Source organism: Paenibacillus sp. FSL H3-0286 (genome assembly GCF_045040705.1).
GTDB classification, from domain to species: domain Bacteria; phylum Bacillota; class Bacilli; order Paenibacillales; family Paenibacillaceae; genus Paenibacillus_AQ; species Paenibacillus_AQ odorifer.
This window is the reverse complement of the sequence record NZ_CP150285.1, coordinates 2,400,237-2,423,573: the sequence shown is the minus strand read 5'-3', so window position 1 is coordinate 2,423,573 and position 23,337 is coordinate 2,400,237. Positions and strand designations below refer to the sequence as shown.

Annotated in this window: 18 protein-coding genes and 1 riboswitch; of the genes, 3 read left to right on the top strand and 15 right to left on the bottom strand. The window is 44.8% G+C overall.

Going from position 1 to position 23,337, the window contains the following annotated elements; all coding sequences use genetic code 11:
• Window positions 1-16: 16 nt before the first annotated feature.
• From MHB37_RS10385 to MHB37_RS10325, 13 genes are all read right to left on the bottom strand, one after another.
• Window positions 17-1,813 carry a sensor histidine kinase gene (locus MHB37_RS10385; protein WP_076280254.1) on the bottom strand — a complete coding sequence of 599 codons (1,797 nt, stop codon included), beginning with the start codon at window positions 1,811-1,813 and terminating at the stop codon, window positions 17-19.
• Complete coding sequence (locus MHB37_RS10380) at window positions 1,813-2,844, bottom strand: response regulator (RefSeq protein WP_405169207.1); 1,032 nt, start codon at window positions 2,842-2,844, stop codon at window positions 1,813-1,815. Before MHB37_RS10380 ends, MHB37_RS10385 begins: the two co-directional genes overlap by 1 nt.
• Before the next feature lie 64 nt (window positions 2,845-2,908).
• Entirely contained in the window at window positions 2,909-3,793 is an 885-nt protein-coding gene (locus MHB37_RS10375; protein ID WP_139329962.1) for a carbohydrate ABC transporter permease, read from the bottom strand.
• Between the two features lie 21 nt (window positions 3,794-3,814).
• A complete protein-coding gene (locus tag MHB37_RS10370; protein ID WP_076130130.1) occupies window positions 3,815-4,771 on the bottom strand; it encodes a sugar ABC transporter permease in 957 nt (318 codons plus the stop codon).
• Window positions 4,761-4,967 (bottom strand): 4-oxalocrotonate tautomerase family protein, encoded by a 207-nt coding sequence (locus MHB37_RS10365; protein ID WP_405169206.1) that lies wholly within the window; start codon window positions 4,965-4,967, stop codon window positions 4,761-4,763. The genes MHB37_RS10370 and MHB37_RS10365 overlap by 11 nt, the downstream gene beginning before the upstream one ends.
• A gap of 103 nt (window positions 4,968-5,070) precedes the next feature.
• Window positions 5,071-9,324, bottom strand: a complete 4,254-nt coding sequence (locus tag MHB37_RS10360) for an alpha/beta hydrolase fold domain-containing protein (RefSeq protein ID WP_405169205.1) — start codon at window positions 9,322-9,324, stop codon at window positions 5,071-5,073.
• Window positions 9,325-9,398: 74 nt separating this feature from the next.
• The gene (locus MHB37_RS10355) at window positions 9,399-10,952 is read right to left on the bottom strand and encodes an extracellular solute-binding protein (protein WP_405169204.1); all 1,554 of its coding nucleotides are present in this window, start codon (window positions 10,950-10,952) and stop codon (window positions 9,399-9,401) included.
• Window positions 10,953-10,968: 16 nt separating this feature from the next.
• Complete coding sequence (locus MHB37_RS10350) at window positions 10,969-12,033, bottom strand: GDSL-type esterase/lipase family protein (protein ID WP_076191358.1); 1,065 nt, start codon at window positions 12,031-12,033, stop codon at window positions 10,969-10,971.
• Window positions 12,034-12,255: 222 nt separating this feature from the next.
• Window positions 12,256-13,665, bottom strand: coding sequence for an extracellular solute-binding protein (locus MHB37_RS10345; protein ID WP_405169203.1), 1,410 nt, complete (start codon window positions 13,663-13,665; stop codon window positions 12,256-12,258).
• Window positions 13,666-13,831: 166 nt separating this feature from the next.
• The gene (locus MHB37_RS10340) at window positions 13,832-14,542 is read right to left on the bottom strand and encodes a Crp/Fnr family transcriptional regulator (protein ID WP_051491610.1); all 711 of its coding nucleotides are present in this window, start codon (window positions 14,540-14,542) and stop codon (window positions 13,832-13,834) included.
• Window positions 14,543-14,589: 47 nt separating this feature from the next.
• A complete protein-coding gene (gene rd, locus MHB37_RS10335; protein ID WP_076130123.1) occupies window positions 14,590-14,772 on the bottom strand; it encodes a rubredoxin in 183 nt (60 codons plus the stop codon).
• A gap of 28 nt (window positions 14,773-14,800) precedes the next feature.
• Window positions 14,801-16,015, bottom strand: coding sequence for an NAD(P)/FAD-dependent oxidoreductase (locus MHB37_RS10330; protein WP_405169202.1), 1,215 nt, complete (start codon window positions 16,013-16,015; stop codon window positions 14,801-14,803).
• A gap of 16 nt (window positions 16,016-16,031) precedes the next feature.
• Window positions 16,032-17,270 (bottom strand): FprA family A-type flavoprotein, encoded by a 1,239-nt coding sequence (locus MHB37_RS10325; RefSeq protein ID WP_036689344.1) that lies wholly within the window; start codon window positions 17,268-17,270, stop codon window positions 16,032-16,034.
• Window positions 17,271-17,539: 269 nt separating this feature from the next.
• Here MHB37_RS10325 and MHB37_RS10320 point away from each other — a divergent pair, with 269 nt between their 5' ends.
• Window positions 17,540-18,556 (top strand): CapA family protein, encoded by a 1,017-nt coding sequence (locus MHB37_RS10320; protein ID WP_076130122.1) that lies wholly within the window; start codon window positions 17,540-17,542, stop codon window positions 18,554-18,556.
• A gap of 78 nt (window positions 18,557-18,634) precedes the next feature.
• Here MHB37_RS10320 and MHB37_RS10315 read toward each other — a convergent pair whose 3' ends face one another.
• The gene (locus tag MHB37_RS10315) at window positions 18,635-19,738 is read right to left on the bottom strand and encodes an NADH-dependent flavin oxidoreductase (RefSeq protein WP_405169201.1); all 1,104 of its coding nucleotides are present in this window, start codon (window positions 19,736-19,738) and stop codon (window positions 18,635-18,637) included.
• 172 nt (window positions 19,739-19,910) lie between these two features.
• On the bottom strand, window positions 19,911-20,759 hold the full coding sequence (locus tag MHB37_RS10310) for a DUF6612 family protein (RefSeq protein ID WP_076186691.1): 849 nt from the start codon (window positions 20,757-20,759) through the stop codon (window positions 19,911-19,913).
• Between the two features lie 117 nt (window positions 20,760-20,876).
• A riboswitch (cyclic di-GMP riboswitch) is annotated at window positions 20,877-20,968 on the bottom strand.
• Window positions 20,969-21,171: 203 nt separating this feature from the next.
• On the opposite strand from MHB37_RS10310, the gene MHB37_RS10305 reads away from it, so the two are divergent.
• Window positions 21,172-21,690, top strand: a complete 519-nt coding sequence (locus tag MHB37_RS10305; RefSeq protein ID WP_342410659.1) for an RNA polymerase sigma factor — start codon at window positions 21,172-21,174, stop codon at window positions 21,688-21,690.
• A complete protein-coding gene (locus tag MHB37_RS10300; RefSeq protein ID WP_342410658.1) occupies window positions 21,674-23,287 on the top strand; it encodes a DUF4179 domain-containing protein in 1,614 nt (537 codons plus the stop codon). Before MHB37_RS10305 ends, MHB37_RS10300 begins: the two co-directional genes overlap by 17 nt.
• Window positions 23,288-23,337: the final 50 nt, after the last annotated feature.

Below are 23,337 nucleotides of genomic sequence, written 5' to 3'. Positions count from 1 at the left end.
GAAAACATCTTTTTCCTCACTCCGCAGGCATGGATAAGATCAACCGGGTTCCCTCATTCTCCACGCTTTCGACACTTAATCCGTATTGTTCACCGAACACCATTTGAATTCTCCGATGCACGTTCATGAGCCCGATTCCACCTCTATGATAGAGGGAGTCTCCTTCCGTATCCGCCAGCTGATTCAGATTCAGCTTCTCACGAAGCTTATCAAGCCGTTCGCGGGACATCCCTGCGCCGTTATCCTCTACAAGAACTAGAAAACGATCTCCCTCTTTTCTGGCGTCGATTCTAATATAGTGCTTGTCTTCAATTCCCTCGGGAAACGCATGCTGAAAAATATTTTCGATCAAGGGCTGAAGTGTAAGCCTGACCATCTTAGCCAGTAGCAGCGTCGGCGGAATCACTACGTCAATTTCGAACTCCCTGCCGATCCGGTGCTTGAGAATCGTCATGTAGCTCAGTACATGATTAAGCTCATTGGCAATCGTAATTTCCTCCAGATTAGTTTGGATGGAGTAGCGAAGCATGAATGCCATGGCCTCCACTATTTCTGTGATTTCATCCGAATCCTGAACGACCGCATAACATTTGATAGTCTCTAATGTGTTATATAGATAGTGCGGATTAATCTGCAGCTGGAGTGCCTGGAATTCAGCTTGATGACGCTCCAGAGCCTCCTTCTGGGTGGTAAGCTCCGCTTCGTATACCCGCTCAATCATTTCGGACAGCCGGGTCACCATGAGATTGTAGCTGCGCATCAATCCCCCCAGTTCATCCTGACGGCCGTTCATCTCAAGCCTGCGCCACTTGCCTTTTTCCGTCTCCCTCATGCCCTCCTTAAGAATCAGGATGGGCTTCGTGATGGATCGTCCGAACCAGGCTGCAAGGAGCAGTGTGCCGACAAGCGTGAGAACTCCCACCACCAGCGTGGTCGTACGAATGGTAGAAATAGGCTTGCGCAGCTCACCAACGGGTATGGATACTACAAGCTGCCATTTGGAATATTCGGATTTTCTCGACACGAACAAATACTCTTTCCCGTCTACTTTTTCCACCACAGAGTCATTTGGGTGTTGAAATACGTTCTGAATGTGCTCAGCAGATAACCCAGGGTGGTTATTATTCCCTTCCGCCCGGTAAAGGAGCTTGCCGAATTCGTCCATGATAAAATAGGACCCGCCCTGTCCCAGATCAAGAGGTTCCCATATACGGGCCAGATCCTCTGCCTTGAATTCAATGGCGACTATACCTTTGGGACGATAGGAAGAGACCCCTCTGATTCGGCGGACCATCGTAATAATGTTCTTATCCCCTTCATTCATCACATTCGTGTTGAGAATGGTGATGCGGCCGCTCTCCGGCGTATGTTCGCTTAAGAAACTGTAGCGTTCCTGAGGATGAAACTGCAGGCTATGTGCCTGATAGGAGTTATCATCGCTAATGGCCTTGCCGTGTTCACCGATGACGTACATCAGATTAATCTGGGGATACAGAATAAACAAAGAACGAAACAAATACTTCTGAATGTCATTCGTATATTGATAGTAGGAGAAGCTATCCTCCGGGTCCATATCCAAGAACTCCTTGACTTGATTGTAGGACAGGATGGAATCGCTAGCCTTTTCATAATTTTGCAAATACAGATCCGTTTGATAAGACGCACTTCTGATGACTTGAGCAATGGACTTCTCAGAAGACTTATCCAGCTCAGCCGAAGCCTGAAAATAAGAGATAAATCCAACCATGGACAAGGATAGAAGAATGACGGTCAGAAAGGAGGCAAACAGCTTGTTCGACAGACTCTTTCTCATCAATCGATCCCCAGCTGGTTGCGGTACTCAGAAGGAGCCAGCCCGGTGAACTTTTTGAACGTCTTCGTAAAATGAGGATGGTCTGCATACCCGACTTCATAGGAAATATCGGTGATCCGATAGCTTGCATCGGCAAGTAATCTTTTGGCCTTCTCCATCCTGCGTTTTATGCGGTAATGTACAAAGGTCTCTCCTGTTGAGTGCTTAAACATCTGGCTGAAATAAGAGGCATTTAGCCCAAGCACTTCCGCCACTTCTTCCAGCGATACTTCCTGGGCGAGATGCTTTTCAATAAATGCTTTAGCTTCCTCTATCGGATCCTTCGCTTTACCCTTGCGCTTTCTACGAAGCTCTTCCAATATAGCTGCTGACGCTTCTGCGAAGCAGTGAAATAACTGCTCAGGTCCAGCTGCTGCGGACAAGTCTAACACGCTTTTACCGGCTGTAACTGAATTGACAAGCAGCTTCTTCACGAGTAAAGCATAGCCCTCTTCCAGAAGCTCTTTTTGCTGAATTCGGCTCATCTTACGCTGGAGGAAGTCAGTTTCCCATTCCTTCAGTACAAGGTACAGCCTTTCTTTATCCAAGGTCCAGATGGCATCATCCATACGCACGACCCATTCATCGAGCTTAGCGACAGAGACAAAACTCTCTAACTTCTCTCTATGCGCTTCCAGTTTGGCGATCACATTTTGAAGGTTCCCTTTGCTCACGGGTTTCAGGAGATATTCTTTCACTCCATAGGACACGCATTGGCGGGCGTATTCAAAATCCCCATAACCCGAGATGACAACAGTCTGAATATCCGTCTCCATCTCCGACAGCCGCCGGCACAGCTCCAGTCCGTCTACCTTGGGCATACGGATATCTGTAAAAAGAAAATCCGGCTGCTCCTCCATAATGAGCTGGATGGCCTCCTCGCCATTCTGGGCCAGCTTAATGTTATACGGATGCTCGCCGCATTGCTGGATCATGATAGAAAGTCCCTTTCGAATCATGGGCTCGTCGTCTACGATTAATACACATCTCATCCATGGATACCACCTTCCGATTCGTCTCGCTTAACGCGTTCCTATTCTACCACACTATGATAGATCAGGATTTGACGGATCCGACCATCATTCCTTTAACGAAATGGCGTTGAAGAAACGGATAAATCATGATAATCGGAATAGTAGCGACAATGATAACAGCCATTTTGATGCCCTCAGGTGAGGTGTGGGCCAAAGAGCTATAAACTGAGGAAGCCGGATCAATGCTGATATCGTCCGTCTCGAAGAGCTTCTTCAACATCACTTGCAGAGGCCATAATGACGGCTTGTTGATATAATACAGAGCGCTCATGTACGTATTCCAGTGCCCGACGGCGTAAAAAATCCCCAATGAGGCCATTACCGGTTTGGACAACGGCAGTACCATATTGACTATGATCCGCAGCTCGCCACACCCATCGATTCTGGAGGAATCTATCAGCTCCTGAGGCAGCTGCATAAAGAAGCTTCTCATCACGAAAAAGTTAAATGCGCTGATGGCCCCCGGAATCATAAGTGCCCATAAGGAGTTCATAAGCCCCAAATTTTTGATCAGGATAAAGTTTGGAATAAGAGGGGCACTGAATACCATAGTGAACAATACCATCATGACGATGTATTTACGTCCTACGAATTCCGGCCGCGACACCGGATAAGCGAGAGAAGCTGTCGCAATCAGATTAATGGCGGTGCCCAGTACCGTAATATAGACGGAGACACCGAACGCCCGCCAAATGGAATGATCGCTGAAAACGTACTGATAATTGATCGCGGTAAATTCCTTTGGCAGCAAGCCTACCCTGCCATTAATAATTGCTTCAGAGCTGCTAAAGGACTGGGCAATCACATTCAGAAACGGCAGAAACATAGCCAAAGCGAGAGCGGTCAGAAACAAAAGATTGAACACATTAAATAGATTCTGGCCGCGAGTATAGCGTACTCTCATCATCCCTACCTCCATAAAGAGCGATTAATACAGCGATTCACCGGTTGTTTTTTTGCTCAAAATGTTGCCGATGAGCACCAGAATGAGTCCAACTACCGACTTGAATAGCCCCACTGCTGTTGTATAGCTGTATTGCTGAGACAGCAGCCCCGCCTTATAGATATAAGTGTCCAGAATCTCCCCGTTCCCGGTATTAAGCGCGTTCAGGAATACCCATACCCGCTCGAAGCCAAGATCAAGAAATCTCCCGATATGGAGAAGGAACAAAATCATAATCGTCGGTATCAGAGACGGCAGTGTAATGGCTAAGGTTTGTTTCCAGCGCCCGGCTCCGTCTACTTCAGCAGCCTCATAAAGATCTGGGTTTATTCCTGCCAACGCGGCCAGATAAATGATCGTACCGTACCCGGAATCCCTCCAGATACCGGAACTGATCAAAATCGTGCGAATGTATGAATTTTCACCAAGAAAATAAATCGGTTCAAAGCCGAAAGCTTGTAAAGCCTGATTCACAATCCCTGTTCCTGGGGAGAGGATACCCAAGGCGATACCGCTGACAATTACCCAAGATAGGAAATGGGGCATATAAACCACCGTTTGCAAAAACCGTTTGTAAAACACAAGCCGAATTTCATTCAGCAGAAGCGCAAGCAATATTGGAGCCGGAAAGGCGAATATAAGATCATACAAGCCTAGCAGAATTGTATTGCTCAAGATTCTTCCGAAATCCTGGTATTGGAACATCGTCCTAAAGTGCTCGAGTCCCACCCATTCACTGCCTGTAAAGCCTTTAAAAATATTGTAGTTCTGAAACGCAATAACTGAACCAGCCAACGGCAAGTACTTGAAAATAATAAAATACAAGATCCCGGGAATCGCAATCACATAGAGTGCTCTGAATTTCCACATGTTTAAAAGCAAGGACCTTTTCGTGTCGGCTTTGTAGTTAATAAGGTCAACCCCAGTTAACTTAGCTTTCATAACCGTTTCCTATAGTTCCTGTTTTCAGCAGGTTCGCCGGAGCATTCTCATCCAGGGGAATTTCTTGAAATTCGACGGTAATAAATCGTTCCTCCCGTTCAATAATTCGGGATAACTCCCGCGTGAATACGGTGACTATCTCCTCCTTCTGCTCACTCGTTCGGCCTTCGTACATCCTAATCTCAATATGTGGCATCGGCTTTCCTCCATTTCCTTAAATAGTGAATGAATCTAACCTCATTCTACCTACAATAAAGCGCTTGCAATATGGAGTTTCTATGAGTGAGCTTGTGTTTTCTTTAGGGTATAATCGGTAACGGCCAACCCTCTACTACTACATGATCATTTTTGAAATAATTGCAACTTATACTGTCAATAAGATTACCCTGCAGGATGATCCCTTTTCCAGCAAGAAGTCGAATACCGTTCGTATTGCCAATCAGCGAATTTGCGATCAATTGAACGTCCTGCGGGTCGCCCGCTCCGATATCATTTGCTTTGCTGTCGCCGGGATCATGCTCAAGGGATACAGCCCAATAATTCGACGCGGTGTTGTTGCGAATGATATTCTCCTTAATGATAGTACCTGGCCCGTTCAAAATCTGAATGCCCTTGGCGTTCTCTATATGCGTTGTATTCTCAATCACATTTCGCTCAATGACTGTATCCGGGGTGCCCATAGTTACATTGATTCCTTCTCTTGTATTACGAATCGTATTGTCATGGATATAGTTACGCGGTCCTGACTTACTGTGATTGCTGGGTGCTGTACCCCCAGTGTTTCCCAGTCCGATCGCCGCGCCGTAGGGAATATCGCTAATCACATTGCCGTATATCTCGTTCAAATATTCGAGTTCTCCGTGCAGATCGATGGCATCCAGCTTTGTATTCATAAACTGATTGTTTCGCAGGACATTGTTATGGGCAACAAATTGGATCAGCGCCCCATGCCGCAAATAAGGGCCTTCGAAATGGGAGTCCTCCACAACATTCCAAACCGTGTCGTTCTCATACCCGTTGCGATCCTGCTTGGCCATGCCCTGAATCGACACACCATAGCCAGCACCGCCCGGACCTACATCTGTCGCATTTCGGAACGTGCTGCGGCGTACGACGATATCACGGCTGTTGTCGATACGCACACCCATACGTGAATACTTCTCTACAGTAACTCCATCAACCGTGACGTTGTATGACGGAACCTCACCAAAATTTGCGATGGTAATCATGCTGTCGGGACCACCGGCGTCCGGGTTGTTCACTTTGTGATCCGTCGTGTAGACACCGTTCCATGTAGAAGTCAATGTGAGATTAGTTATGGACAGATCATGCTGTCCGGATACTTTCATCAGGGCGCTGTTTTTTACCTTATTGAGAGATGTCTTGAGGATGGTTGTTGATTGATCCTCACCGCGAAGGTTTACTCCTGACTTGAGCTTCAAATTGACAAGAGTATCCAATGTTGAGTTCAAATTATAAACCCCAGACGGCAAATAGACCTCATCGCCGGGCTCAGCACTGTTTATGGCAGCTTGAATAGCAATACCGTCATCTGTGTCGTTATCGGCGAGATCAGCATTATAGTCCAGCACGTTCAAGATGCGCCCAGTGGTAGTAGGTGAGGAATGAACCGGATGCACCGTACCCTCAGGTTCGGTTAATCCGGGAGCTGTGAATGGGATCGGTTCCCGGGGGGGATTAGGTGTGTAGTTCGGGATGCTGGCTACAGGTGTATCGCCATTTGCGAACGGCGCATAGATGTTTACCTCCGATAAACTTGTAAACGCGCTGCCATCAGAATTTCCAAGACCCACGATCCGCACATATCTGGCTTCTGTGTCAGGAAGATCAAAAGGTTGCATCTCTATGGTTCTGTACATGCTTGCACCAGTCCATATGGTAGTCCAAGCCAAACCGTCATTTGAAGTTTCGATACTCAATTGAGCCGTACGCGTGTCACCTTTATAAACGGCAATACCTAAATAACTGATCTGCTTCCGTTCGCCTAAATCGTATTGGACCCACGGGCTGTTACCTGCGGCGGACCAACGGGTGAACAAGTTATTATCGATGGTATTCGTTGCGATATTGCCATCGCTGTCGCTGGCTGTCACGTTTGCAATCGCGTAAGGAATGATGGGTTCTGTAAGCGTTGACCGCGTAAAAGAAAGCGGTACGGATGTATTGCCCGACTGATCCACCGCTTCAACCTTAAAGCTGTACGCCGTGCTAGGGCTAAGCCCAACGGCTGTGTACGTTGCACCGGTAACATTGGATAACAGGGTGTTATCCCGGTATACGCGATAGGAGCCGATACCTTGATTATCGCTGGCGGCCGGCCATGAAAGTTGAATGAACTCTGTACCTATATTGACAGCTTTCAGAGAACTTCCATCCGGCCAGGAAGGTTTCTCATGGTCGCTTGAAGGTGTAACCGCTTCTTGAACAACAAGCTGTGGACGGGGGTTGCTGTTGCCATTAGCTTCTTTCGAATAGACATTGAGGGAAATTCCAGTGCTTGCCGCATCACCAAGCAGAAAAGCGATATTACCGCCCGATGCGGACAATCTTTCTCTGACAAACTCGGACACATCGATGCTGTAAACCTGTGGAGCTCCTGATTTGTCTGCCGTTACGGTAAATTTCCCACTTAACGAAGCAATGGTCAGATCCGTGACAGGCGCATTGCTCCAAGTCAGCTCCGATTCAGTCCAATTTGTATCCTTTAGGCCGAATAACGAAAGTTCGAGGTCCGCATTGGATGAACCCTTTTTGGCAGCAACATTAAAAATGTACCTGTTTGCAGGATTGCTATATAAAGAGACATCAAATTTAAAATACACATATTTCTTGTTCTCGGCGCCAGAAGAAATACTGAACAATCCATTGCTACTGCCCGTCGCGCTATTGAAGTTTACAGTGGGCATGCTGCTGTCGATGACTGCATCGTCGCTCGGTGCCAGACTGGCTAGATCGCGATATACAACCTCATCATCAGGTGTTGTTGCCATTCGATTCTTTACATATTGATCCATAAAAGCCCAAGCCTCGGCGCTTGCTTGCTCAGCCGCTTCGCCTATAAAACCGTGACCTTGTTTAGGTACAATTTTTACATCGACCACTTTCACGCCTGCATCCTTCAATTGATTGGAGAACGTAATGCTGTCCGTGTATGGGATCGTTGCATCCACATCCCCATGGCGGATGAAAAAAGGCGGATCGTCCGGTGACGCATAAGTGCCAGGCATGGCCAACCTTGCCTGGTCTGGCACAGAGAACGCGTCGTTCCCGCCTAAAAGCGCTTTCACAGATTTATAGCTATTAGCGAAGTTTGTTGTAAAATCCGCTGGACCGTAGAGATCGACAACGGCTTGCACTTGATCAGAATATTGCTGCCAACCGCCATTCCCAGCCAAATCCGGAACATTTACGGTATGTCCTGTATCCAATGTGATTGTCTCGCCTGACTTATTGTTCCCAGTCGTACCGAGCAGTGAGGCCAGATGCCCCCCTGACGACGAACCCCATACACCGATCCGACTCGGGTCCAGATGGTATTCTGCCGCATGCGCGCGCAAGTAACGAATAGCAAGCTTCACATCCTGAATTTGCGCCGGGAATGGCGCTTCCGGGGTTAAGCGGTAATCCAGCGATACTCCGATATATCCTCGCTTGGTTACATAGTTGCAGATACTGGCAAGGGCTTGCTTCCGGTCTCCGTGATTCCAACCTCCGCCATGAATGTATACCATCACTGGCACGGGTGCTTGAGGCAGGATCTTGGGTACGGCAATCGAAGTATAAATCGGCCGCGTTCCAGCATTCCCAATCCGCACATCTTCATACAGCTTAACGCCTTCAGGAACCACAAACGGCTTAGGTTCAGCCGGTGTAGGGATTGGCACCGGTGTCTCTGCGGGTGGTATTCCGGGAATCGTTTGAGCTTTGAGGGCGACACTATCGATGTACATATTCGCGCTCATAAGCTCCCCCACACGAACCCGGATTTTGACGTTCGGGTTGTTGTCAGCTCCGCTGCCCAAGTTTTGGACTTTGAGTTGGTTCGGCTCACTGTTCTTTTGTTCCAGCGTTCCTGGGGGCAGCTTAAATTCCTCCAGCGTTGTCCAATTTATCCCTCCGTCACTTGACCATTCTACGATGACGCTTCCTCCGATGTAGGAGGATGCCCGTGTATAATAACTCAATTGAAGATTGCGGTACCCCGTCGAATTCACTGGCAGCGCCAATGCATCCTTGCCATCGATTTTCACCAGATTCGGTACGGACGGGGCCGTGGACGAAACCGAAGTTTTCGCCATACTGTTTCCTTCGCCTTCCTGCAGCCAAGGCCCCGGAATGGCAATACCACCGGTAGATCCAAAATTGTCAGGGTCATCGAAGTTTTCCTCGTAGAGCGTAACATAGTCATCGGTTATTCCGTCTGCATAAACTTCAGTAAGCGCTTGCATTTCCAAAGGCGAATATAACAAAGCCAAAGACAACAGTACTCTAATGCCCACTCGAAAAGCTTTCCTATATAGTCCGTTTCTCAAATAAATTCCTCCTTGACATGGTATAGGTAATCACAAGCATTATGGAGTTCAAACCTCTTGTGAGATGCAGCTTATTAATGTCGGGACAAAATCACACCGTCGTTATTGTTATAACGTTCTGTTGCTTCCTTGACGACGTCACTTCCCCCTTTCTGCAGCCATTCCTCCACCACCTTCGGATAGTCGGAAATCGGCTTTTTTCCGTATACCATATTGATCACATGCGTCAATATAACTGGTGGCAATTTATCTCCACCTGGGGTGATGTCCGGGTTTTTCTGATAGCCTTTTACTTGCGGTTCAAATTGAATCCCGTCGCGTCCCTCATTCGCAAGTACTGTGTCGTAGAGCTTCATCAAATCTTTTCCTTCGGGTGTGAGACTAAGCGCACCTTTATTGTAGGTAGTATCCTGTACGAACCACAGCAGGATTTGACGGAACGTTTCTTCATCAACTTCATCAGCTGTTTTCGGTCTGTTATAGTTAATATTTCCGTTCTCTACAGTGTAGTTTTCCCCTTCAATTCCGAAGGTAAAAAACTTCTCCGCTTCGTCACTAACCATCCAGTTGAAAAACTTGACGATCCCGGCAGGGTCTTTCGCATTCTTGTTAATTAAATACGCTCGCGGCACCGTACCGACAAGACGAAGTCCCCCCTTACCGTCTGGCCCTGTGGGCGAGGCGATCAGCTTCATTTTACCTGTAGGCACCTGTTCTCTTAGCTGCTGATCCCATTGGATCAACAGGTTCGCATTCATGTTCCAGATGCCCGCCTTGCCTGCAAGAATATCGTTCTTAAATTTCGTGGGATTAATTGTGACGAATTCCTTGTTGATCAGTCCTTCGTCGAACATTGTCTTGTACGTTTGGATCGTCTTTTGCATATTTTCGATATTCATAAATTTCGGGACAATTTGATCCCCTTGTTTCATAAAGAAATTAGCAAAGGTATCGTAAGATCCGAAGAACATATCCGAATATACAAAGTCCTCCCGGCCCATATAAGGATTCTCCACACCCAGCTTCTTAAAAGCACGCATGACATTCAGGAAGTCATCTACTGTTTTAGGCTCTGGCAGCCCTGTTTGTTCCAAAAGATCCGCACGAATCCAAGTTGCCCGGCGTGACGGATTGGACAGCCATTCCGGAATCGCATAGATATTACCTTTCGCATCGGTCTCCTTCTCCCATGCCTCCTTCGGGACTTTCTTGAGAAGATCCTGCCCATACTGCTCAAGCAATTCATTTAGGGGCATGAATACTCCGGCCTCCACGGAACCTGCCAACTGAGGGTTCGTCAGCCCAGAGCTTGCTTGCACGACATCCGGAATGTCGTTGATCGCGAACATTTGAATCATTTGCGAATCAAAATTTTTCTGCTGCATCAAACGGATGTTAAGATCTGTATTTGTAAGTTCCTCCAGCTTTTTGACCCATTTGTCATCATTAATATCCGGATGATTGTCTGCATACGAAATGTTTCCGCTCCGGAACGATATGGAGAAAGCAGTGGTTTTTTCCGGACTCTCCCCTGCTTGTTCTTCTCCCCCCTTATTAGAAGAGGAACATCCATTCATAGAGGCGGCTAATAATGAAACTGCCACCATGATAAGCATCCAACGCTTCATTTCCATCAACTCCCTATTATAAAATTGGGGACACTTCAGTAGAATGACTAGAAGTTCGGAGGGGTTCGATCATGGGCCGCAACAGCTTTGCTAAATGCTCGCTCATTAGCGTGTGTCCATAATCGGAAGGATGAATAAGATCGGAGGTCAGCGAGGTAAGATCGCGCATGACTGATGCGCCATCCAGCAGATGTAGTTGTGGATGTTTATTGCTCTCACAGTAACGAAGCAGCACTTCGTTAAAAACCGCCTCTTGGACATGAAGAAGATGGCCTGTATCAAGAAAATACGTTGCACGATTCGGATAAATCGTAGTAACGAACACAGGTTTGTCAGGATGATTTTTGATAACCCGGTCCAGCATGTAAGACACTCTACGCTTGAATTCCTCGGGAGACACTACAGCACGCATATTGACACCAAGTTCCAGAAACAGAAAATCCCAATCCTCACGTTCAGCCAGATGATCGGCAACTACGTCCTCGCAATAACAAGATCCGCTAAGCGCAAGATTTAGCACATCCACACCAAGTCTGCGCGCTGTCTGCTGTAAGTAACCATTGAAATGATGCGTGGATCCCGCGCTCTGGCTGATGGAAGATCCATAGGCGAGCATCGTAAGCTTCGGTACCTCTTCCGGTCTAGGCGCACGTACTTCACAACCAAAAGCATCCACGTCGTAGAAAACAGCTCCGAAACGATCAAAATGCAAACGCCATACGTTAGAGGAAAATCCAGACTGATTCAGCCGCTTACTTGATACCTCTGTAAAACGTTCCGGCTCCTCCAAGTGCAGAGTAGTTACCGTACCCGCCTGCAGAAAATGCTGAGAATGAAAAAAATCCCCTCTGCATACCACAACGCGGCCGTTACTATCATTCGATCCGACAGTGACCCTAACATGCTTGGATTCGGTGACAAACCGCAATTCGCAGCCGTTCGATTGTATAGCTTTGGTTCTTCCTTTCTCTGACAAGCCATTGCGCACATGCTGTGGAAAACGCTGGAGATGCAATCCAGATTGATAGGGTTTATGAACCAGCTCCGAAACATTGTGAAAATAAACGCCTTCCTTTTCCATCTTTGCAGCTACACCACCTTAATAAAATCGAGTTCGCGTTAACTCATATCTGACTTCTATTGCATCATATAATAACAACAAAAGCACAGTCAACAAGTTTTTATGTTTATTATGAGTCATATATGAGTCAAGTCTTGTGCAACAAACAAATACTTCAACATAACAAAAAGCACAGATTCAGAATTGAACCTGTGCCGGGATTTTCACATAAACTTTCAGTCCTCAAGAGTGCTGAGTCTCCTGATTTACCGCATTCAATATTTCCTCAAGTCTGCGGCATAACTCGTCGTTGTCCAGTAGACCTGAAACAAACAACATGATATCACGTTGAATCTCTTTCAACTGGAGGTTGCTCAAACCCAGCTCTGTAACCAGACGATAGGTAGGGAAGATCTCACGATAAAGCTGAAAACGGGCCGGACGATAACCCACTTCCTCACCTTCCCAATCCATCACCAAACGGTTGGCTGCAATATTCAGCGTCTTGCGCCTAATGATCAGTTGCGCCTCATGTGAGGTGAGAAAATCAACGAGCAGCATGGATGCATCCTTGTTCTGTGATTTGCTGTTAACCGCCAGTCCATTTATAATCAGCAGCGTATCAGCATTTTGCAGCCGCGGCAATGGAGCAATATCGAATGCCAAATCGGATTGACGCAATTGATTCAAGAAGTAATAGGTCGTCATTATCATGGACACTTTGCCTTGCAAGAACAAGGCTTCCGCATCCGCATCGCTCTCAGACAATACAGCTGGAAATACATCTTTCATGCCTATCAGCTTTCGGATGGTTCCTAAACTGTCGAGTAGCTTTGAGCCGCTGAACCGGTATTTCCCTTCGTCATCCTGTTCTGCCGCAAACGTTGTGCCGCTTTGAAGCAGGAACAACGGCCACCGGTTACGAGAAGGCAAATAAAAATAAAAACCGTACCAGTCTTGACCTTCTGCTACCTTTCGACCATTAGCAAACAAATCGTCCCAGGTCCAGCTACTGTCTGGTGGTGATACGCCGGCTTCCTTAAAGTGCTGTTTATTATAACAAAGCACGACTGGAGAATAAATGAAGGGGCGAACGCGATTACGGTAACCATACCGGAACGGGTCGGAAAGAAAACGATACGTGTCCGGCTGTTCCTCCATCGGCTCCAGCAGCTCCGTACAGCCTTGCTCCAAAAAATCCTGATAATTGTTATTATTCATCAGTACGACATCCATGATTTCCGACTGCAAATATTCCTTCAAAGATGTCGAGTAGTTTCCTGAAGACAACTCGAGCGGCTGAACGTCGATATGCGGATAGCGTTTGCCGAACTCATTCAGTAGCTCTTGCATCTCTACAAGCTTGGGGATGGTGTTCACATATCCGAACTTGATCGTCGTTCTGCCTTCCTCTACGGGGGGAATTACCCGATTGCCAACACGCGGAATTTTCTCAATTAAGCCTTCATCCACCAGCACCTTGAGCCCGTTGCGCACAGAAGCGTTGCTAAGTCCGAAGCGCACCTCTAAGTCGCTTTCTGAAGGAAGATAACTGCCGATCGCTATACTTCCCGAATGAATTTCATGTCGCAAGGTTTGAATCATTTCCTCTAGCCTGATACGGAAAAATTTTCTGCTATTCCTTTTCTGCATTGGGTTTCCTCGCCATCTTCCGATTAATCGAGCCCATAGGGACAAGTTTATATAGTATTCATCATACTGAAATCCTTTGGGAACGACAAGTATCGGAGTCTGGCCCCATATAGCGTATGTTCTGCACCCACGGTGTCATACAGAGCGTCAATACACCGTAATCCTCTTAATACCCCATATAACTCTCCAAACCGGCTGGATCTATAATGAGCATTTGCTTGTTTCCGATTAGCTCAATAAGACCTGAATCTTCAAACCTTGAGAATTTTCTGCTAATAGTTTCGCGGGTGACCCCAACATAACTGGCCAGCTCTTCACGAGACAACGGAAGGTCAATATGAATATGAGTGCCACGCTGCTTACCATATTTGTCGCTGAGTTCCATGATCATATAAGCAATTCGTATTTCGGGATCTTTGGTCGCCAGGCTTTGCGCCAGATTTTCCGTATGGGCTAGTCTTTTGGTCACACTCTTCAGTAGTCTGAGCGAAATATCCGGATTATCCCTCATCAGCTGCTCCATATCCGTTCGGGTCAGCATGCAAATGTTAGTGTCTTTCAGAGCATAAGCACTGAAGTTACTCAGCTCATCGCTGTTAAAAATGCTCAGTTCCCCGAAAAAGTCTCCATTCGTCAAGATGTGCAAAATTTGTTCCTTGCCCTCAGGAGTTGTTTTGGATAATTTAACATGCCCTCGCTGAATAATGTACAGCGTATCTGACGGCGCCCCTTCCAGAATTAAAGGTTGACCTTTAGTAAACTTACGATGCTTGATCATAGCGCTGATCCGGGAGAGATCGTCATCACTTAACGCAGCAAAAATAGGCACCTTGCGGGTACAAGGTTCAGCAGCGTATTGGCAAGAATACTCCTTCATAACTGTCCCCCCTGTTGTTCATTTTTTTGTACAACTCCTACTTTCCTTTAGGATACAGAAGTTTTTTTATCTTCAACCGGCGCAAAATGACTGGTATCTTCACCGCATACCGGACAGACCCAATCTTCAGGCAAATCTTCAAATGCAGTGCCTGCAACAACATCCTCATCGGGATCGCCTAATGCCGGATCATAGATATAACCACAGGGTAGACAAATGTATTTTTTCATCTTTATCATCTCCTAAAAAGTTAATAGTTTAGTTCAACCTGGTTTGTACTTCAGCCATAATCTCCTCGATGCTACTCCCGTTAACATCGATCCCCTCAAGGGAGATGCCATACTCTACAGCGGTTTTATACCCCAGAGAAGCAGCTGCACCTTGCCAGGATATCGCACCGATCATTGTGTTATCTTTCACATAGATACGCGTATACGCCCCATTGTCATCTCCGCTTACCGCCGTATCGCAACACTGTTCATCCACGTTGCCTATCGAAAATAAAGAGATACCAAAGGCGGTAAACAAGGTAACCGGAACAGCTCTACGATACGCCGTCAGATTGGCAACCATATTACTGCCGGCAATCCTGCCCTGCTCAATCGCTCCGCCCCACAGTCCTTCCACATGCCCGTTAATTTCAGCCACATCTCCGGCTGCATACACATGCGGATCATTTGTTTGCATTTGTTCATTTACGATAATGCCCTGCCGGACTTGAATATTCGAGCCACTTACCAGTTTCGTATTCGGTACAATACCAATAGAGTAGACTACATGGTCACAGGAAAAATGAGATTGGTCGTGCAGCGTAATTCCGGTAACATACTCAGTTCCTGTTATAGACGCTACATCAGCTCGAAGAATAACCTTCACACCTGCTTGTTCAAGGTTCTCTTTAAGGAGCTGTGAGGATTTCTCATCAAGCTGTCTGCCCATCAACCGGTGAAAAGCTTCGATCACCGTTACCTGATATCCAGCTTTATGCAGCGCCCAAGCGGTTTCGATTCCCTGCACTCCCCCACCGATTACGGCTACATGGCTGCCATCCTGCAGGTTTTCTTTCAATCTGTCCGCGTCGTTCATATCCCGGAGGGTATGAACATTGTTCAGGGCGAAGCCCTCAAGGGAGAGTGCACGATTCTTCGCTCCCATACACAATAAAAGCTTATGATAAGAAACACTCTGCCCATCTTCTGTCACAACTATTTGCCGGTCCGGGTGGACAGAACGGATTCGGGTCGAGGTTTTTACGGAGATACGGTTATCGCGGTACCATTTTTCCTTTTTAATCAGCACCTTCTCACTGTGCAGGTCGGTAAACAGCCCTTTGGTCAGCTTAATCCGGTTATAGGGCAGTTGACTTTCCTCCCCGAGGATCGAAATTTCCGATTCTGCGTCTTGATCACGGATGGCTTTGGCGGCATGGACGGCGGCTACTCCTCCGCCAACAATAACGTAATGTTTTGTCATCCTATGTTCCTCCTCCCTAAAATGAACTCAGCAGCAAATCCGAAACAAATTCAGCCGCATTTTTAATTTTTTGAACTTTCTCTGGCTCTTTCGGGGAAAATCTAATTCGTACAGGGAACTCTACATGTGTCATCCCCGTGGTTTTAATAACCTCAGATGTGCTTTGCACCGTCATGTTTGTTCCATTCAGATAATCCTGAATGACTTCAATGGCTTCACCACTCCAGCCGTAGGAGCCAAAGGCTGCAGCAAGTTTACCTTCCAGATTCATATTGTGCAATTCTTTCAGAATGTTCTCCAGGTTCCCAATCATGTCCGCGTATTTAGTGGAGCTGCCAATAAAGACCGCGTCCGCTGACGTTATGCTGTTCAGAATATCGGTGGCACTACTTTTATCTGCATCCCAGACCTCTGTCTCTATATTATTTTCCTGCAAGCAATCCTGTATGATTTTGGCCATCTTCTTGGTACTGTTTTTGATGGTGGTATATACGATGGTTGCCTTTTTTCCTTGCGTCGTTTCACGGCTCAATGTGGCGTACATCCCGATATATTTACGTATGTCCTTCCGGATCACAAACCCATGGGAAGGAGCGATCATCCGGATCTCAAGATCCTTAACAGCCTCTAACAGGGTTCTTACATATCTTCTGTGAGGATGAATAATTGCTGCGTAATAGCCCTCGAAATCTTCCGTAATATCAAACCCGGCTTCATCGCTGAATAGATTCTCCACCGCAACATGCGTGCTGAAAATATCACAAGGAAATAAGATTTGATCTTCGATACAATAGGTGATCATCGTTTCTGCGGTATGGAGATACGGTGTTTCTTTAAACAGCAGCGTTTTCCCGCCAATATCCAGCTTATCTCCGTCTTTAACCACCAGGAAGTTCCGGCTATGAAGCTTGTACATTTCCTGCAATTCGGGAACAGCAATCTCGGTGCATACGATCGTGGCATTTGCAGCCTTGGCAGCGAGAGCTGCCAGTCCACCAGAGTGATCAGGCTCTGTATGATTAATTACAATGTAATGGATATCTAGAAGATCAATCATTTCACCCAGACACTCGGCATATTCACGTCCGAATTCCATATCTACGGTATCAATGACAGTTGGCTTACCTGTTTTTAATAAATAAGAATTATAGGTAGTTCCTTTTGCCAGAATCAGGCGGTGAAATGGAACCTGGCGGTTATCGATTTTGCCTATCCAGTAAGTATCCTCGGCGATTTTTTTGAATTGTGTACTCATTTCTTTAACCTCCAATGTTTGATTGATAATGTTTATCAACAACCTTATTTTATTATGGCTGCCAAACAAAAAAGAGGATTTGAATCAAATTATAAAAGTTTGAAAAAAATGAATACCTTAAATTTAGACGATCTAAATAAAGTGATTATGCGTTGAGTCACATTTTAAATAAAAAGCCACACAAATGTTTGCACTTCGCCTTAAAGAAAGAATAACCCATAACAACTTTATGCCATATCCTAATGAAAATAATAAAAAGGTGGATATCCATGACTGAAATACAAATAGCTGCTGTGGGAGATCTAATGGTCAAACGTTATATTATTTCGGATGCTAAACAGCCTGACGGAACCTATTCGTTCAGCCCCCTGTTTGCAAAAGTAGCTCCTTATCTGAAACAGGCTGATTTGACGATTGGCAATCTCGAAACCACCTTTGCTGGAAGTGGCCCCGAATGCCGGAAAAGTCCCCGATCAGGCGGTCCGATATTCAAATGTCCAGACGAACTGGCCCCTGCACTTAAGGAAGCCGGATTCGACGTATTAGTAACGGCCAACAATCATTGCATGGATTATGGTGCCCCGGGTCTGGTTCGGACGTTACGAGTTCTGGACCGTAATGGAATCGACCACACGGGAACAGCTAAATCATTAGAAGAATCCAAAAGAACGCTTATTAAAAACGTCAAAGGAATTACGATTGGCATCCTCTCCTACACAGCAGGAACCAACCGAATTCCTGTACCAGTGAGTAAGCCATGGCTGGTTAACCGGATATCTACGCCCAAGATCATTCGGGAGATTCGAGATTTAAAAAAGAAAGTCGATCTAGTCTTGCTTTATCTGCATTTCGGAAGCGAATATCGTTACACTCCAAACAAGAGGCAAAAAGAGCTGGTCAATCTCTTCTTTAAAAATGGCGCCGACATCATACTGGGGTCTCACCCACATGTTCTTCAACCGTTAGCGCTTCGTGGAAAAAAACAATTCGTTATTTACTCATTGGGGAATTTTGTTTCGACTAAACTAATGAATATTCCTTATACACAAAGCGGTATCATTCTTACGCTTAAAATAAAGAAGGATGAAAAAGGACACACGAGTATAACTAACGTAGGTTACATCCCGACTTGTGTAGATCGAAGAATAAAAAGCGGCAGGAAAATTACAGAGATCATCCCCATCCGCGACGCATTAAAGAGAAGCGACACCGACATAAAAACAGAACGGCGAAATCTCATGAATCGAATGTTGAAACATACGACAACAATCTTAAAGAGGGAATAGAGTCGTTACAGAAAAATAACGTTCCGCGGAATTTACCGCGGAACGTTATAGATTTAGACCTCAAAACTGTGTTTGGGTTTAGCGTAAACGATCAGGCATCATTAATTTAAGGAATTCTAGAATACCATTCTCTACTACAAGTTCTTCTCTATCTTGATCAGCAAGTACTCTTCTGATGATATCTTCTTTACCCTCCAGCACTTTACTTGTCCAATGAGGATCAATGATAAGAGATCGTCCTACTGCTACTAATTCAGCATTTGTCGACGTGTCCTCTGCGTCCTGTTTGGTACGGATATCTCCTACCCCAATTAAAGGTACACGGCCATTGATTTTCTCATGCACATATTGCAGGATTGATTTTTCTTTAAAATCTTCTGATGCAGATACTTTCTTAAAATCCCCTAATGAAATATGCAGATAATCCAGCTTTTTATCAGCTAATTTATCAATAAGATAAAAGGTATCGGTGATTTTAATTCCAGGCTCTTCATATTCTTCTGGAGAAAAACGATAACCGACAATAAAATCCTTAACCTTTGAATTGTCAACGACAGCAATAACTGCATCCACTAATTGGTTAATGAAATTAAATCTTTTCTCTAAGCTTCCTCCCCATTGATCTTCACGACGGTTGGAGTGTGGAGAGAAGAATTGTTGGATTAAATATGTGTTTGCTCCATGAATTTCTACCCCGTCAAATCCAGCTTGAATAGCACGTTGAGTCGCTTTTTTAAAATCCTCAATTACACCGAAAATTTCATCTTCTGTTAATGCTCTTGGAATTTCTGCATTCGGGCGTTCGGCAGCAATGGCGCTGGAGGAAACGGGTTGTACGCCACGCAATATTTTTGAATCTGTCATTCTTCCTGCATGGAATAGCTGTAAAATAGCCTTTGTTCCATTTCGTTTAATAGTAGATGCTAATCGGCTGAGGCTAGGAATAAATTCATCGGAGGAAACACTAAGTTCACCTTCCCATCCTTTTCCACCCTCTTGTACATTTGCTGCCGCAGTGATGACCGCACCTACTTCGCCCGTTCTTAGCGAATAGTATTTCAATTCATCTTGTGTTACTACACCGTCATAAAAGCTCATTCGCGTGGTCATTGGAGCCATAACCACTCGGTTTTTTAATGTCAGCCCTCTGCGAAAAGTTAATGCTGTGTCTAGTGCTATCATCTTTTTCCCAACTTTCATTAAATTATATTTAGAGAAATTATTATATACATGCGCATACATATAAATTACAGCAATGATTTATTCTTGTCAACTAATAAAGAACTGCTGTTGGATACAACAAAAAGCGCTGTTCCGCTGAACAGCGCTTTTCGCTCGTTATGAATCGTCCTTATTATTCTAGTTCGGCCGGTTTTACAATGGCTGCACCTTTATTATTTTTGGAATATTTAGCTTCGATTTTCGTGGTGTATGTATCTTTAGCTCCATCACTTACCAGCACATAACTCAGATCGACTGTCAGCTTTTCCGTTTGCCAGGTCTTAGTATTGACGAATAATTTCCACGTTACGCTTTTGGGTTGAACTGTCTCTCCATCCCAGAGGTTCTCCTGATCATAGAGTTTGATTATCCCCTTAGCTGCTGTCGGATCGGTTACCGTGAATTGTAAGACTGTTTGTGCGCCAGCAGTGCTGACTTTCATGGATTTTTTATAACTTTTGACCGAATCAAGCATGGAAACAGGATCGTATTGGCCTTTAGAGTAAAAGGCATCCCATTCCGTTTTCTCCAGTCCAAGCCAATATTGTGCATCAGGATCGATTGGCTCCCCGTCATCGTCGTAACCTTCATCTTCAGATTCATCGATCAGTTCACTTCCGTCTACAAGATAGTAAAACTCCTTGTCATTGGCATATAGACTGTACGATGTTTCTAAAAGACTACTAGCGACAGTGCCTGCTGCGGCAAAATTCGGCAGACGGTTGATATCCAGCTTCAGAGTGTTGGTGTTGCTGATACGCACCCCGCCGCTTTGAATATCCTGTTTTTTGGTCACATCCAGATGGAAATTCTTTATTGCTTTGGAGGCTGCCGTTACTTTGCTGATCATCTGATCCGCGGTTACTACTGTTGAGGTAGCTGCTGACACTACTCCTGGATTAGACATCCATCCGATCGTTCCGGACAGCAATAAAGCACCTACTGCCAAACTAGTACCTATTGTTTTGAAAAAACTGTTCATGTACTTCCCCTTTCGGCCCCTTGCGATAATGTAACGCCGTATAGGTCGAAATAATAAAAGAGCTCAAAATAGACTACATATTCTTAGAGCTATCCTTTATGCTTCATAAGACATCCCTATGGCGGCCTGGCGATCATTTCCTTCTGTCGAAAGGTTTTAGACCCATGGCTTTGTGTCATCATCTTTCGATGATTTTACCTTTAACGCGGACATTCAATTAGTTTTAATAGATTACGGACGCATGTCCCACCGCTAATTTTATCATGGTTATAATTACCTGTAAACGACTTATCTTCCATTCGAATTCGCTATGATACTCAGAAGAAATACTACAATCAAAATGAAAAATGAACGATTACATACGCTTATAAGTCTTATTAATGAGAACAGTAAAGACAGGGGGTGCAGCAAAATGAGTGACCGGGAAATTTTCGAGCTCTATAAAGAACAAGTATATTATTTTTGTTACTACTTAATGAAAAATCAGGCAGATGCGGAGGATATTTCCCAAGAGGTATTTGTAAAAGTTATCTTAGCGGATAAGTCGAAGGTAAGAAACTTGAAAGCTTGGATTTTACGAATTGCTTCGAATGAGTGCAACAGTGTGATCAAAAGGCGTAAGACGGGGTGGATGAAAGAAGTACGTAATTATTTACTATCCAGGTTTGAGGAATCAAACCCTGTAGAAAAACGTTTGGATCGACAGGAAACTAAAAAAGAATTACAAGGGTTATACAGTCAGCTTCCTGACAAAATCAGAATGGTAGTAGTCCTTCGTTTTATAAACGAATTGACTGTACCCGAGATCTCTAAAGTTATGAGCATACCCGAAGGAACTGTAAAATCCAGACTGAACAAGGGACTTAAAATACTAAATAGAATGGGTGGAACCCAACTAAAGGAGCTGAATAGTAATGAGTCTCTTTATTGAAAAAGATAAACATATTCCCCGACCGGATTATGATTTGATGTGGACTGCCATAGAACAAGAAGCTTATACACGTCAAAGAAATCTGCATGCCTCCCAGAATACTCCTAGGTCTAATAAAAAGGTTATTCCTATCAGTATTGTCTTCTCTTGCCTCTTACTTGTAGCCATTCCTGTATTCGCTAGTATGACGATTAATTGGGATAAAATTGGTGGTCGAAGTGTGAGCAATGCATTAAATAACGGCATCGGTCAACAGTATAATCTTCAAACTTCCAGTTCAGGAGTAACAATGAATTTGAACGGTGTTGTAACTGATGGAGAAAAAATGAAAATGCTGTTATCACTTGATACTAAATCTGATCTATCCAAATATACTGGATTTGCTACAGAGGAAAACATCATGACTAGTGAATCCGGTGCCAAGGCAAAGGTATACGGTTATTTAGAATACGATCCTGAAAGCCAGAAACTCATTGGAGTATATGAGACACCTGATACATTAAAGGATGATAAAAAGGACTACAGGTTTGAAGCACGGAATCTCATTTTTTACAGTGATCGGAATATTCCCTTACAATCTAATCATCAAGCAGGGGATACTATCAATACTGGAGTTAAGCAATATCCAAGCATTCAAATCGAATCCGTTCGATATGTTTCCAATCAAACCATTATCCGTTACAAAGTCGCTGCATCACCATCTGACTTAGGACGGGGTAATCCACATTTGGTAGTTAGTACTGGTGGTCAAAAGAATGAAGCAATTCCAACCATCATGCCTAACGAAGGATCGGATTTATTTATTGAACAGGTTTTCAATATAACTGAATCAGATTGGAAGGAAGCTAGTCTTCATTTTAGTTACATTGAAGAAGCGAAACGATTTTCAGGTACGTGGAAGTTCGATTTTAAAGCAGATGGACAAAAAGCAAGTGAGGCGATTTACACTAAGAAACTGTATAACAGTCCTGAATTTCAAGAAAAGACCGGCATAACCTTAGATCAGCTAGTGGTTACCCCTTTGGATATCCAAATTCTAATAGATGAAAATGATTCGCTTAAAAAAGGAATTGTCCACTATAATACCGCTCAGTTGGTTATAGGTGATCAAACAATCACTGGGGGTTGGAATTTGAAAGGAGATCATTCCGAAAGCTACCAGCATTTATTTCAATTCGAATCTCCGGAATGGTATAACGACTGGTCCGATGTTCCAATGAAACTTATATTAAAGGATGCTGTCATTGAGAAACGTGATACTACTAAGAATTGGATCACTATAAACAAACCTAAAGAAGAAAAGCAGTTCACTTCACTTGATGTCGATGGGTTAAAAATTGAATTCACTTACTATACTGAGGGCGAAAATTTGATTGTCGAATCAACATCCAAATCTTCTGGCTTCAAAAGCGTTAACCAAACTACGTTACGGATTAATGGCAAAGAAGTGGTGCCTGAAATTACACCTAAGGGCATGATATCTACAGGAACTAATATTGATAGCTACAAAGATATCCCTTTCGACGAAAAAATCGAACTGAACCCTGGAATCTATAAATATAGCGATCCTAGCCGGAACGAGGAAATTAAACTTTAATGCAGGAAGTTAATCTATGTCCCGCCCTTTCTAGTTAATCCTAAGGGCGG